Below are 13,052 nucleotides of genomic sequence, written 5' to 3'. Positions count from 1 at the left end.
ATGAACCCGGCCAACCCTGCCGCCCTGCTGGTGACCGTCGACTTCTGGCGGGTTCCCCGCCGCCGGATCGGCCACGCCCTGGCCCGGGTGGCCACCGACCGCTCCGCACTGCGGCACGTCTCCGGGCTGACGTTCGCCAAGATGCTCGGGACCGGCTCGGCGAGCAGTCTCGGCCTGCGCGGCGCCGACCCCTGCCAGTGGGCGATGCTCGCCGTCTGGGAGACGCCGTCGGCGGCGCGGTCGTTCGAACGCTCCGCGCAGGTGCGGGCCTGGTCGGTGCTGGCAGAGGAACGGTGGCGCATCGACCTGCACCCGCTGTCCTCGCGCGGGCGGTGGTCGCGGCGGGAACCCTTCGGCGACTCGGCGGCCGCGGCTGGGCCCAGCACGACCGCCACCGGCACGAAGGTAGCGGTGATCACGCGGGCCCGGGTCGCCGCCCGGCATACGCTCGCCTTTCGCCGGGCGGTCCCACCGGTGGTCGCGGACCTCGCCCAGGCGGAGGGACTGCTGTTCGCGGCCGGCATCGGCGAGGCGCCGATCGGTCTGAAGGGCACGTTCAGCCTCTGGCAGGACGCCGTGGCGCTGCGCCGGTTCGCCTACGGCCGGCCGGCGCACAGCGAGGTCGTCCGCCGCACCCCCGAGGTCGGCTGGTACAGCGAGGAGCTGTTCGCCCGGTTCGCGGTCCTCGGCTCCCGCGGCACCCTCGGCGGACGTGATCCGCTGCTGGCCCTGCTTCCCGACCCCACGTTGACGGCGCATTGAAGATTCCAATCCGGCCCGGCCACCCCGGCCCGGCAGCGGGCTCGGCGGTTTTGACAACCCGTTGACGGGCGTCCGCCACGGTGGGGAGGTCCGGCGGTGAACCGGATGAGCCAGCCCGACGAATCGGATGAAGCGAACCGAATGCCGATGCCCTGTGGTCCAGCGCCGCACCCCTCGGTCCCCCGCCCGCCGATGTTTCACGCGGGGGCCCCGCACCGCCGGGTACTGATCGCCACGGCGGTGAGCATCCGCGTGGCGGACCTTCTCACCCGGGCCGGCACCACGGTTCTGCGCCCGGAGCTGGCCGCCCGCCCGGCCGAACTCGCCGACGCACTGGTCGAGCTGCGCCCGCACACCCTGGTCATCGGCGCGAACGCAGTGGACTCCACCACCCTGGGGCGATGGGCCGCAGCGGTCCGCGCGGGCCCGGGGCGCTGCGACGCGGATCGGGAGCTCCTGCTAGTCCGCCGCGGCACCTCGCTGGCCGCCGTCGACACCGCCGCCGCCGCCCGGCTGCGGATCGAGGTACGCAACACGCCGGAGGTCAACGCCCGCCACGTCGCACGGTTCGTAGCCGACCGCCTGTTCGACCCCGCGGGTCCGGAGCAGGCGGCTTCTCGGCAGCAGGCGGCTTCTCGGCAGCAGGCGCCGCGGCGGCCTGGCACCCTCGGCCTGCTCGGCGCCGGCAACATCAACGGGCGGGTGGCCCGGGCCGGTGGCGCGCTGGGCTGGCGCCTGGTCGTGCACTCCCCCTCCCTCGCCACCGATCCCACGTCGGGGGCCGCCTGGGCGCGCCACCATCGGCTGCCCATCGACCGGGTGCACGTCGCCCGGACGGTGGAGGAGGTCCTCGAGGCGGCCGACGCGGTCGCCGTCGCCGTGCCGCTCGTCCATGCGGGGCAGTGGGCGAGCGCCGGCATGATCGACGAGCGGCTGCTCAAGGCGTTCACCGGCGAGCGGATCATCTCGGTCAGCGAGCCCGAGGTGTTCACCGAGCGTGCCCTGCTCGACGCCTACGACCGGCGTGATCTCACCGTCGTCCTGGACAACGCCCCCCGGCTGCTCGCCCCGGTGCGAGAGCTGCTGGCGGCACGGATCGACGGTGAGGGCGGCGCCCCGCGACCCGGGTTTACCCTGTGCTCCGCGGCGATGCGCTCCGCCGCCTGCGACGACGACCTGGATCAGGCCATGCTCGCCGTGGTCGGCCGGGCGGACCTGGACGAGCTGACCGGTGCCGACCTGCTCGGGCCGGAACACCCCCGATCCAACCGATCCGACCGCACCGAAGCGCGAGAACGAGCCGATCATCCCGGCGCGGGCCGGGACACCGACCGCCGGGTCGACGAGGACCCGGTACAGGACGATCCCGCCGCGGGCGGCCACGGCGTGGTGGTCGTCGGCGGCGGGATCGTCGGGCTCACCACCGCGCTGCTGCTGCGGCTGCGGGGGCATCGGGTCCGGGTGCTCGATGCCGCGCCGGCGGATCGCCGTGACCCGGACCGGCAGGGCACGACGTTCGGGGGGGCCAACGCGCGGCATCTGTCGGCGACCGAGACGCTGCCACCGGCGGCCGTGGGCCGCGACGGGGTTCTCGACCGAGACCCGGCGAACGGCGGCTGGCGGCTGCGCGACCCCGCCTCGCTGAACCCGGTCGAGCTCGCCTGGGCCGAGGCGTTCGACCGGCGTACCGACCGACCGGGACTGCACGCGACGGCCCAGGACCTGGTGATCGCCCTCAACCGGCTGGGGCTGCGCGGCTGGGAGCACCTGTTCGCCGTCGACGGCGCCGGTTGGCTGGCCGGCCTGCGCCGGGATGGCCGGCTCGCCCGGATCTACCTCGGCGCCGCCGACCTCGCCGCAGGCGAACGGCTCCAGCGCGCGGCGGGCACCGGTGCCGTGCGCCTGCCCGACGAGGTGCTGGCCCGGGACTGGCCGGGCCTGGGCTCCTCGGTGCCGCTGCCAGGCGGCGTGCGGGAGATCTCGGGTGCGGTCGAGGTGGACGGTTACGCCGTCAACATCCACGATCTGGCGACGGCGCTGGCCGGGCGGCTCGCGGATCTCGGCGTCGAAGTCCGGGCCGGCGCCCGGGTGCGGGGACTCGATCCGGGCCAGCCCGCGATGAACGGCGGCTCCGGGGCCGGGAGCGGTTCGGGTGGGTGGCCGGCCCCGGGGGTTCGGCTGTGCCTCGACGACGGCTCCGAGCTGTCGGCGGATCGGATCGTGATCACCACCGGAGGCCGCGACCTGGATCGGCTGCTCGGCGCCGGCTGGTCCGGGGCCGGTGCGGTGGCGCATCTGCTCGGCCTGTCGCTGACCCTGCCGAACCCCGGGTTGCGCCGCCCACTGAAGATCCACGCCGGTGATCCTCTCGGCGTCATGAACATCACCCTGTCCCCTGACGGCACGCTCATCCATGTCAGTAGCGGTTTCGGCTATCTGGGCCGGGCCGGGCGCCAGAGCGCCACGGCGGGGATCGCGGCGCTGCGAGCCGTCGCCGAACGGGCCATCGCCGGCCTGTTTCCGGGGCTCCGGCGGGCCGACGGCGGCCTCGACGTGCGTGACGTGCGCGTCTGCGAACGTCCCGCCACCCCGGACGGGCTTCCCGTCGTCTGCGTGGCGCCGGGCCACGCCGGGCGGGTCCTCGTGGCCGCGGGGACGAACGCGGGCGGTGCGGTGCAGGCACCGGCGGTCGCCATGCTGGTCGCGGATCTGCTCGACGGGACTCCCCGCGGTGCGGGCCTCGCGTTGGCAGGTGACCGGACCGGCCTGCCACACATCTCAGATTGAGCGCCCTACGCATCACAGTGATGACGTTGCGTGGCAGGCACTCCCGTCGACCGGCGCGCCTTGCAAGGATCGCGTTATCGTCGAGCAACGTGACGGTGTGCCCCGACCTCCTGGCTCGCCAGACCCGCTCGCGGGACCAGGGTCGATGCGCCGAGAGACGGACAGGAGGCGACGCCGGTGACCGACGGGGACGTGACCGTGGTCCGCTGGTCGCCCAGCAGCATGCGAGCCCGCCTCGATGACGTGATCGCCGTCTACAAGGCCGCGTTCCTCGATCATCACGAGGCCGACCCCGTCAGGGCCGCCCGGGATCGGGCCCTGCACGCGCGCCGCCACTTCGACCGGCGCGACCTGCGCGCCGTCGCCGCCGTCACCCCCGACGACTCCCTCGTCGGCATCACCTACGCGCTGCCCGGCCAGCCCGGTCAGTGGTGGCACGACGTCGTCGTCGACGCGGTCGCGGCCGCCTCGGCGGCCACCGCGGCGCACTGGCTCGACGACTGCCTGGAGATCGTCGAGCTGCACGTGCTGCCCGCCTACCAGGGCCGCACGATCGGCCGCCAGCTCCTGCGGGAGCTGCTGCGTGACGTCCCGCAGCGGACCGCGGCGCTGTCCGCGCTCGAACCCGCCGGCAGCCGCGCGCGCCGTCTGTACGCCAGCGAGGGATTCGTCCCGCTGCTGTCGGACTTCCAGTTCCCGGGGACCCTCACCCCCTACGCGGTGCTCGGCAAGGAGCTGCGGGCCCCGTCCACCATCAGCCCCGACGGCGAGCTCACCGGGGACGCCGACCAGCCGGCGCCCGTGCGATGACCCTCCACGGCCCGGCGTTCACGGCGCTCGGGTCGGCCCGGCCCGGCGGCCGGAGCATCCCGGGCGAACCGCCCACGCACCGGGCGCTGGCCTGGGGATGGATCCTGGTACTGGCCACGGTGGCGGCGCAGATCCCCTACCCGCTGGTCGACGGCGTCGAGCGCAGCGCGTTGTCGATCGTCGCGGTGCTGCTGCTGGCCGTCACGTCTGCGGTGCACGCCCTGGCCACCCGCGGCCCGCTGTGGACCGCCGGCTACCTCGCCGTGGCCGTCGGCGGCGGGCTCGTCGTGGAGATGCTCGGGGTCCACACCGGTATCCCGTTCGGGCGCTACGCCTACGGCGGCTCGCTCGGGCCCCGCCTGCTCGGCGTCCCCGTCGTGGTACCGCTGGCCTGGGCGATGATGACTTATCCCAGCTACGTCCTGGTGCGACGGCACCGGCGCACCCCGGTCCGCGCCGCCGTCCTCGGCGGCCTGGTGCTGGCCGCCTGGGATCTGTTCCTTGACCCGCAGATGGTCACCGCCGGGCACTGGTGGTGGCTCGGCGGCGGCCCGGCGCTCAACGCGATTCCGCTGACGAACCTCCTCGGCTGGCTGCTGGTCGGCACGGTCATGACCGCCGCCCTGCTCGCACTGCCCGACCCCGCCGACCGCGCCAGCCGCGACGAGCGCATCCCGCTGACCCTGCTGGCCTGGTCCTACCTGTCGTCGGTGCTGGTGAACCTCGCCTTCTTCGACAAACCGGGCGTCGCGCTCGCCGGCGGCGTCGCGATGGGAGCGGTACTGGTCGTGGCCCTGCGGCCCTGGCACGCCGACCGGTCACCGGACGCTCCCGAACCGTGCGGACATCCGTGACATCCGTGACGGCGGGGACGGCAGGGACGGCAGGGACGGCAGTGGCAGCGGTGGCAGCGATGCGGGCGAGCGCCGTACGGGCGGCGGCGGTGGCGTCCGCGGGCATCGCGGTGCACACGGTGGTCAACGCCCGGCTGCTGCGGGTCGCGCCGCCGGCCGGCGCGGTGGCGGAACGCGTGTCCGTGATCCTGCCGGTCCGCGACGAGGCCGCCCGCCTGGACGGCACTCTGGCGGCCCTGCTGGCCGCCCGAGGCATCCCCGACCTGGAGATCGTCGTCTACGACGACGACTCCACCGATGCCACCGGGCGGCTCCTCGCCGGCTGGGCACAGCGCGACCGGCGGATCGTCGCGCTGCGTGGCGCCGGTCCACCGCTCGGCTGGCTGGGTAAGCCGCATGCCTGTGCCCGGGCCGCGGCCGCCGCGACCGGCACCGTGCTGGTCTTCGTCGATGCCGACGTGACGCTCGCCGCGGACGGGCTGGCCCGAGCCGTCCTGCTGCTGCGCGACAGCGGACTGGACCTGGTCTCGCCGTATCCGCGCCAGGTCGCGGCGAGCCCGACCGAGCGGCTCGTTCAGCCGCTGCTGGCGTGGTCGTGGCTGGCCCTGCTGCCACTGCGCGCGGCCGAGCGGTCCCCGCGGCCGTCGCTGGCCGCGGCCGGCGGCCAGTTCCTGTGCGTGGACGCGGCGGCGTACCGCCGAGCCGGGGGGCACACCGCCGTCCGCGACCAGATCCTCGAGGACATCGCCCTGCTGCGGGCCGTGAAGCGGTCCGGGGGACGCGGGGTGGTCGTCGACGGCACCACCTTGGCGACTAATCGGATGTACGCCGGCTGGGCGGAGCTGCGCGACGGCTACGCCAAGTCGCTGGCCGCGGCCGGCGGCCACCCGGCAGCGAGCGCCGCACAGGTCGGGCTGCTGTGGTGGTTGTTCGTCCTGCCGGCCGCCGCGGCGGCGCGCGGCTCCCGCGCGGGGCTGGCCGGCTACCTCGCCGGGGTCGCCGGCCGGCTGGTCGCTGCCCGCCGCACCGGCGGCCGGAGCTGGCCGGATGCCGCCGCCCACCCGGTCTCGGTCGGCCTGCTGGGATACCTCACCGCGCTGTCATGGTGGCGGCGACGGCGCGGCACCGCGACCTGGAAGGGCCGACCGGTCACGGCGGCCCCGCCGCGGCGCGGCCCGCGGGCCGGCTCGTAGAGTCGTCGCCGTGGCCCGGGTGGTGGTGATCGGCGCCGGGGTGGGCGGGCTGGCCGCCGCGGCCCGCCTCGCCGCCGCCGGGCATGACGTCACCGTCTGCGAGCAGTCGTCACGGATCGGCGGGAAGCTCGGCTGGTACGAGCGGGACGGCTACGGCTTCGACACCGGGCCGTCCCTGTTGACCATGCCCGGCGTGTTCGAGGACCTGTTCGCCGCGACCGGCGGGCCGCTGCGCGCGGAGCTGGACCTTCGCCGCCTCGACCCGATCGCCTCCTACCGGTTCGCCGACGGCACGACGCTGGCCGCGCACGCGGACGACGACACCTTCGCCGCCGAACTCGACGAGCGCCTCGGCGTCGGCGCCGGCAGCGACTGGCGCCGCCTGGCCGACCGGGCGGCGCGGGTGTTCGACGCCGCCGAGGGACCGTTCCTGTCCAGCCCGGTGCGCGCCGGCGGGCTCGCCCGGCTGGCCTGGGCCTCGCCCGGGGACATCGCGGCGGTCGCGCCCGGCCGCAGCCTGCGCGGCCTGGGCCGCAGCTACCTGCGCGACCCGCGCCTGCGGATGATGCTCGACCGCTACGCGACCTACTCCGGCTCCGATCCCCGACGCGCCCCGGCCGCCCTCGTGTCGGTCGTGCACGCCGAACGCCGCTTCGGCGGGTGGTACGTGCCGGGCGGGTTGCGCCGCCTCGGCGAGGCGATCGCACGCCGCGCCGAGGACCACGGGGCCCGGGTCCTGCTCGACACCCCGGTACTGAGGGTGACCCGCACCCCCGGCGGCCGGGTCGACGGGGTGCGCCTCGCCGACGGCAGCCAGCTGCCCGCCGACATCGTCGTCGCGAACGTCGACGCCGCCGCGCTCTACGGACAGCTGGTGGACGACCGCCGCGGACGGCGCCGCGTCCAGCGGGCCACCCGGTCGATGTCCGGATTCGTGCTGCTGCTGGCCCTGTCCGGGCGCACGCCGGGGCTGGGCCACCACACGGTCACCTTCCCCGCGGACTACGACGGCGAGTTCGATGCGGTGTTCGCCGGGCGCCTCGCCGACGACCCGGCGGTCTACCTCGCCGTCCCGGCGGACCCGGCCTGCGCGCCGCCGGACTCCGAGGCATGGTTCGTCCTCGTCAACGCCGCACCACACGCCCCGGCAGCGGGACGGCCCGACGGGCGCGGGTTGGACTGGGACCAGCCGGGCCTGGCCGACGGGTACGCCCGGCACATCCTGGACGTCCTCGCCGCCCGCGGGCTCGACGTGCGATCCCGGCTGCGGTGGTACAAAACGATCACCCCGGCGGACCTGGCCCGGCGCACGGGTTCGGTGGGCGGGTCGATCTACGGCGGGTCGTCGAACGGAGCCCGGGCAGCGTTCCTGCGCCCACCGAACGCCGCCCGGGTGCCGGGCCTGTTCCTTGTCGGCGGGTCGGCCCACCCCGGCGGCGGCCTGCCGCTGGTCGTGCTGTCCGCCGGCATCGTCGCCGGGGGCGGTCAGTCGGGGCCCCTCCTTCGCCAGCGACACACCGTCCTGGGTGACCGCGAGCAGCGCCTCGGTGCCGGCGAAGCCCGGGTCGATCTCACCCCACGAGAGGACCGACTCGTAGCCGTCGCTCGCGTGGATGACCGCGGCGTAGCGCAGCGCGTCGTTCTTCACGTCGCTGCGGAAGGTCGGCTTGGCCGCCTGCAGGACGTCGTAGAGCGTGGGGCCGGTGTAGGTGTGGCTCTGCGGACCCGCCCCGCTCTGGAAGGTCACCGTCTGGGTGTGCTGCGGGTACTTCGCGGCGAGGTCGGCGACGGTCAGCTGCTGCAGGTGCGGCGCGATCCGTCCGAGAAGCAGCACCCGTCCCGCCGGGGTGGGAACGGGACGCGCAGCCGTCCCGGCCGGGGTGGCGGCCGGCGCCGCGGCCGGGGTGGCGGCCTCGGCCCGCCAGGTCGGCAGCAGGCTGACGACGAGGATCGCGGCCAAGGCCAGAACGATCGCGACGACACGCGGACGGGACATTCTGCGGGCGAGGTAGGACACCATTTCCCCGAATCTTTCGTGGGTGCGGAAGTTCGCCGGACGTGCGGCCGCGGCCCGCGGCTGATCGGCGACTGTGCGGATGGCCAGATCGTAGCGATGAATCCGCAGATCGGCAGAGAAATCCACAGAGTTGCCGCGAATGCGGATCTCTTCGCGACTTCTTCACGCTTCTGCCTGTGGCGGTCCGACCCTGGTCGACCGCGCGGTGCGGCGGCCACCACCGGTAGAGACGAAGGGTCAACCAGTGGTCAACCACGACCGTTCAGATCCTCCGAACCCCGCTGGCCGCACGACAATCAAAACTGTCTGCATACGGAGTAGATCTCCCGGATACGACCCGACCCTCAACTTCTTCTCGCACCCAACCGATCACGTAAAGATACGAAAGTCGGTCTGTGTCAATCCTGGCCACCTGGCGGTCAGCAGGTGCAGGAGGTTGCGGTTCGCCTGCCCACAACCGTCATCAACCTCCAGCAGTTGCCGACGCAACCGCCTCGAGCTGCCACCCCGTCCATCTCCGGGCCTCACGCCTCGAAGTTGGATCAGGAAACTCGCGCCTAGTCGCGGGGCGGCGGCTCGCTCGACAGCGCGGCGTGCAGCGTCGTCAGGAGCTGGCCGAGGCCGACCACGCAGACCGCGAGCGTCGCCCCCGCTGCCACGGTCCCGGCGAAGCCGGCCAGGCCGGGGACGAGGCCGGCACCCGCCAGCCCGAAGGCGGCGACGATGAGCCGAGTCGGCCGCTCGCCGAGCGTCACCACGCCGATCTGCCCGAACCCGGCGTTACCGCCCCGCGCCCGGGTGTACTCCAGCAGCCCCAGCGCGCACCCCGCGGCGACGAGCAGACCGCCCGGCGCGCCGACGTACCACAGGGCGACCAGGTACAGCAGGTCGCCGCAGCGGTCGGCGACCGAGTCCAGCAGGTAACCCCAGGCGCTCGCCCGGTCGGTCAGTACGGCCACGGCCCCGTCGAGGCTGTCGGCCACGCCCCCGAGAAGCATCATCAGCACCGCCAGCAGCGGCCAGTGGCCCCCGGCCGCGGCGGCCGGCAGCGCGAGCGCCGTGACGGCGACGCCCGCCGCGGTCACCGCCGACGGCGGTACCCCGCGGGCGGCCAGCGGGCTCGCGGCCCGGTGGACGAGCGTCAACCAGGCGCGCACCAGCCACAGCCCGCCGAGCGGGTCGTAGCCGCCGTGCAGGGCCGACCAGCGCGCGAGATAGGTGTCGCGATCGGGTACAGGGGTGCGCACACCGTCCATCGTGCCCGGGACGTAGAGTCGCGTGGTCCTTCCACCGCGTGCCGCGCTCACCGCGCCCGGCCGGTGGGAGCGGATGGGCGAGGATCAGGTCGGCCCCGCCGCGGCGGGGATGACCCCAGACGAGCGGGAGTGACGTGACCGAACAGGCAAGCGGAGTGGTGGAGAGCCTCGAGGACCTCGACCCGCAGGAGGTCTTCGCGCCGCACCGCCACCAGGTGATTCTGGCGGTGCGTATCACCCCGGTCTTCAACACCCTCGACCTCGGCCTCGTGGCCGCGGTGATCGACACGGCCAACGAGGCCGGGTTCGAGCTGGTGCGCGAGCAGACCTTCCGCGAGGAATGGCTGCTGTGCGTGTTCGACGCCTTCGACGATCTCGACTAGAGCGGCCCGGCGTCGCCCGGCGGCAACTGCGGGAACGCGGCCGTTCCCGGCGTCCGTCCTACCGGATCGCCTCGAAGATCTCCCGCGTGACGCTGGATCGGTTGAGGGTGATGAAGTGCAGGCCTGGTGCCCCGCCGTCGAGCAGGCGGCGGGACAGCTTTGTCGCCACCTCGAGGCCGACCGCGCGCACCGCCGCCGGGTCGTCCGCGACTGCTTGCAGCCGGGCGGCCAGCACGGGCGGGAAGTCGGCGCCGGACAGCTGCGCCATCCGGACGATCTGCGCCACGTTCGTCACCGGCATGATCCCAGGAATGATCGGCTTGTCGCAGCCCAGCGCGCGGACCCGGTCGACCAGCCGGAAGTAGTCGTCGGCACCGAAGAAGAACTGGGTGATCGCATAATCGGCCCCGGCGTCGAACTTGCGCACCAGATACCGGGCGTCGGTGTCGAAGTCGGGCGAGCGGGGGTGCTTGTCCGGGAAGGCCGCCACCCCGACGCAGAAGTCCCCCACCGACTTCACCAGCCGCACGAGCTCGTCGGCGTGGCCCAGCCCCTGCGGGTGGGCCGTCCAGGTGCCCTGCGGGTCCCCGGGCGGGTCGCCGCGCAGCGCCACCACGTTGCGCACCCCCGCGCCCGCGTAGTTGCCGATCACCTGCCGCAGCTCGGCCACCGAGTGGTTGACGGCGGTGAGGTGGGCGATCGGGGTGAGGGTGGTTTCGGTGGCGATCCGCTCGGTCACCCGGATCGTGCCCTCGCGGGTCGAGCCGCCCGCGCCATAGGTCACCGATACGAAGGAGGGGCGCAATGCCTCTATCCGGCGCAGGGCGGTCCACAGGTGACGCTCGCCCTCGGGCGTGCGGGGTGGGAAGAACTCGAAGGAGAACGAGGGGCGCCCGGAGGCGAGGAACTCACCCATCGTCGCCGGTTTCGCGCTCAGACCTCGGACCGCCGTCATGCAATGAGCCTAGACCGGCGCGGACCACTCCAAGGGCCATACCCCCGCGATGGAAACACGCTTGACCACCACGCGACAACAACGGGCAACATCAGATGGGCAGCGGCCCCAGCGGGGCGGTGTGGCCGATGCGCACCCGGCCGGCGACGGTGCGGGCCACCACCCGCCGGGTGGCGCCCGGCATCGGCGTCAACGCCACGTCGGCCGCGCTCGGATCGCCCGTCTCGACCTCGACCGCATACGCGGCGTCGGGGAGCATGACCGTCAGAAGTCCCGACTCGGTCTGCGCGTGGACGGCGTCCGGCAGCTGACTGAAGTGCAGGTTGACGTCCCCACCGAGGCTGCGGACGGCGACCGGGCCGGCGCCGAGCTCGCGGCCGGCGATCGTGCCATCGCGGGTGACCAGCGACAGCTCCCCCTGCACACCCCACAGGGTGATCTCGCCGGCGAGCGCCTCGGCCCGCACCCGGGTGCCGGGTGGCACGGCCAGCCTGACCCGCACGTCGCTGCGCCGCCCGTCGATGCGCAGCACGCCGCCGGCAGTGGTCACCGCGGGGGTCGACCGACCGGGCCGGCGCCGCACCGTGAGATCGACGCGCACGTCAGCGCGGTCTTGTCCGGCGACCTCGACCCGGCCCGCGGCCACCATGACCTCGACGGCGTCGATACCGTCGACGGTGTGAACCAGCTCGGCGGGTGGCATCCGCAACAGGGAAAGGCCGCCCACCGCGGCGGTCAGCAACACGACGGCGATCACCATGATGACGGTGTCGAACACGGGCACACCGCACGGTACCCCGGTCGCCGATGACCGATGTCCGCCCGCGGGTCTCCGCCGTGCTGCGCCGGTTCGCCGACGCCCGCGGAGCGACGCTGCGCGACATCGACGCCGATCTCGCGCCGTTCCTCCGGGTCGCCGAGGACGTGCTGCTCGGCGGGGGCAAGCGGGTGCGGCCCATGTTCTGCTACTGGGGCTGGCGGGGCGCCGGCGGGCCGGACTGCGACGAGATCGTGACGGCCGCCGCATCCCTGGAGGTGTTACACGCCTGTGCGCTGGTGCACGACGACGTGATGGACGGCTCGGAACTGCGTCGCGGCGAGCCGAGCGCGCACCGTCGCCTGGCCCGCATGCACCGCGAGGCCCGCCTCGGCGGCGATTCGGACACCTTCGGCCACTCGGCGGCGATCCTGCTCGGCGACCTGTTCCTGACCTGGGCGGACGATCTGCTGATGGCCAGCGGATTGACTCCCGGGGCGCTGGCGCGGGCCTGGCCGACGTACGCGCGGATGCGCGGCGAGCTCGTGGCCGGTCAGTACCTCGACCTCGCCAGCCAGGTGGGGCCCTGGGGACGGACCGGAGGCCTCGACCCGGCGCGGGTCGCACGGATCGCCCGATACAAGACCGCGGGCTACACGGTGGTCCGACCGTTGCAGCTCGGCGCCCTGCTCGCCGGGACCCGCCCGGGCCTGCTGGAGACGTACGCGGCGTTCGGCCGACCGCTCGGGGAGGCGTTCCAGCTGCGCGACGACATCCTCGGGGTGTTCGGCGACCCGGCGGTGACCGGCAAGCCGGCCGGGGACGACCTGCGCGACGGGCGGCCCAACGGGCTGCTGGCGCTGGCCCTGCGCGAGGCACGGCCGACGGCGGCGGCCCGGCTGCGCGACCTCGTCGGTGCGCCGCAACGGCCCGCAGCGGTCGAGGAGGCGCGCGCGCTGATCGCGGCCAGCGGCGCGCCGGCCGCGGCCGAGCACCTGATCTCCGCGCACACCGCGCAGGCCCTGGCCGTTCTGGAACGCTCCGACCTTGACGACGCCACCCGCGGCGCGCTGGTGGAACTCGCGACCGCGGCGACGGCACGGGCACAGTGAACACGTACGACCGGGTAGATCGACCAGAGCGGGGAGAGGGGGCGGGCGCCGGATGCGCACGGTGGAGGGCCCGACGGATCACGTCGTCATCGTCGGTGCGGGATTCGCGGGGCTGTCGGCCGCGCTGCGCCTGGCGGGTGCCGGGCGCCGCGTGACGGTGCTGGAG

At 74.4% G+C, this 13,052-nt stretch carries 11 protein-coding genes and 1 pseudogene; 9 read left to right on the top strand and 3 right to left on the bottom strand.

Annotated elements, in window-relative coordinates; genetic code table 11:
- From NBZ83_RS13105 to NBZ83_RS13080, 6 genes and pseudogenes are all read left to right on the top strand, one after another.
- Positions 1-762 (top strand): spheroidene monooxygenase, encoded by a 762-nt coding sequence (locus tag NBZ83_RS13105; RefSeq protein ID WP_261566347.1) that lies wholly within the window; start codon positions 1-3, stop codon positions 760-762.
- A 252-nt stretch (positions 763-1,014) separates the two neighbouring features.
- A complete protein-coding gene (locus NBZ83_RS13100) occupies positions 1,015-3,549 on the top strand; it encodes an FAD-binding oxidoreductase (protein WP_261575025.1) in 2,535 nt (844 codons plus the stop codon).
- Between the two features lie 222 nt (positions 3,550-3,771).
- Positions 3,772-4,359 (top strand): GNAT family N-acetyltransferase, encoded by a 588-nt coding sequence (locus NBZ83_RS13095; RefSeq protein WP_261566356.1) that lies wholly within the window; start codon positions 3,772-3,774, stop codon positions 4,357-4,359.
- A complete protein-coding gene (cruF, locus tag NBZ83_RS13090; protein ID WP_261566345.1) occupies positions 4,356-5,213 on the top strand; it encodes a bisanhydrobacterioruberin hydratase CruF in 858 nt (285 codons plus the stop codon). The genes NBZ83_RS13095 and cruF overlap by 4 nt, the downstream gene beginning before the upstream one ends.
- A gap of 59 nt (positions 5,214-5,272) precedes the next feature.
- Positions 5,273-6,406, top strand: a complete 1,134-nt coding sequence (locus NBZ83_RS13085; RefSeq protein WP_261566344.1) for a glycosyltransferase family 2 protein — start codon at positions 5,273-5,275, stop codon at positions 6,404-6,406.
- 10 nt (positions 6,407-6,416) lie between these two features.
- A pseudogene (locus NBZ83_RS13080) lies at positions 6,417-7,883 on the top strand (phytoene desaturase family protein); the annotation flags it as partial.
- 1,097 nt (positions 7,884-8,980) lie between these two features.
- Here NBZ83_RS13080 and NBZ83_RS13075 read toward each other — a convergent pair.
- Entirely contained in the window at positions 8,981-9,679 is a 699-nt protein-coding gene (locus NBZ83_RS13075; protein ID WP_261566341.1) for a CDP-alcohol phosphatidyltransferase family protein, read from the bottom strand.
- Positions 9,680-9,813: 134 nt separating this feature from the next.
- Between NBZ83_RS13075 and NBZ83_RS13070 the strand changes: the two genes are divergently transcribed.
- A complete protein-coding gene (locus NBZ83_RS13070) occupies positions 9,814-10,062 on the top strand; it encodes a hypothetical protein (RefSeq protein ID WP_163553248.1) in 249 nt (82 codons plus the stop codon).
- Between the two features lie 58 nt (positions 10,063-10,120).
- On the opposite strand, the gene metF is transcribed toward NBZ83_RS13070, so the two are convergent.
- Positions 10,121-11,017, bottom strand: coding sequence for a methylenetetrahydrofolate reductase [NAD(P)H] (gene metF / locus NBZ83_RS13065; protein WP_261566340.1), 897 nt, complete (start codon positions 11,015-11,017; stop codon positions 10,121-10,123).
- A gap of 91 nt (positions 11,018-11,108) precedes the next feature.
- Positions 11,109-11,801 (bottom strand): DUF4097 family beta strand repeat-containing protein, encoded by a 693-nt coding sequence (locus tag NBZ83_RS13060; protein ID WP_438803310.1) that lies wholly within the window; start codon positions 11,799-11,801, stop codon positions 11,109-11,111.
- 23 nt (positions 11,802-11,824) lie between these two features.
- On the opposite strand from NBZ83_RS13060, the gene NBZ83_RS13055 reads away from it, so the two are divergent.
- Both NBZ83_RS13055 and NBZ83_RS13050 read left to right on the top strand, forming a co-directional pair.
- Positions 11,825-12,886, top strand: a complete 1,062-nt coding sequence (locus NBZ83_RS13055) for a polyprenyl synthetase family protein (RefSeq protein ID WP_261566339.1) — start codon at positions 11,825-11,827, stop codon at positions 12,884-12,886.
- Positions 12,887-12,938: 52 nt separating this feature from the next.
- Positions 12,939-13,052, top strand: a 114-nt coding sequence (locus NBZ83_RS13050) for an FAD-dependent oxidoreductase (RefSeq protein ID WP_261556325.1), incomplete at its 3' end; no start/stop codon positions are given.

The sequence above is a fragment of the Frankia gtarii genome (assembly GCF_025403375.1).
Classification (GTDB): Bacteria; Actinomycetota; Actinomycetes; order Frankiales; family Frankiaceae; genus Frankia; species Frankia gtarii.
Note: the sequence above shows the minus strand (reverse complement) of the source record. Positions and strands in the feature narration are given on the sequence as shown.

What these genes read in the sequence shown, in the direction of transcription:
- NBZ83_RS13085 (WP_261566344.1), top strand. Translation starts at nt 5,273, where the DNA reads ATGCGGGCGAGCGCCGTACGGGCGGCGGCGGTGGCGTCCGCGGGCATC.
- NBZ83_RS13075 (WP_261566341.1), bottom strand. Translation starts at nt 9,679, where the DNA reads ATGGACGGTGTGCGCACCCCTGTACCCGATCGCGACACCTATCTCGCG.
- cruF (WP_261566345.1), top strand. Translation starts at nt 4,356, where the DNA reads ATGACCCTCCACGGCCCGGCGTTCACGGCGCTCGGGTCGGCCCGGCCC.
- NBZ83_RS13105 (WP_261566347.1), top strand. Translation starts at nt 1, where the DNA reads ATGAACCCGGCCAACCCTGCCGCCCTGCTGGTGACCGTCGACTTCTGG.
- NBZ83_RS13095 (WP_261566356.1), top strand. Translation starts at nt 3,772, where the DNA reads ATGCGAGCCCGCCTCGATGACGTGATCGCCGTCTACAAGGCCGCGTTC.
- NBZ83_RS13055 (WP_261566339.1), top strand. Translation starts at nt 11,825, where the DNA reads ATGACCGATGTCCGCCCGCGGGTCTCCGCCGTGCTGCGCCGGTTCGCC.
- metF (WP_261566340.1), bottom strand. Translation starts at nt 11,017, where the DNA reads ATGACGGCGGTCCGAGGTCTGAGCGCGAAACCGGCGACGATGGGTGAG.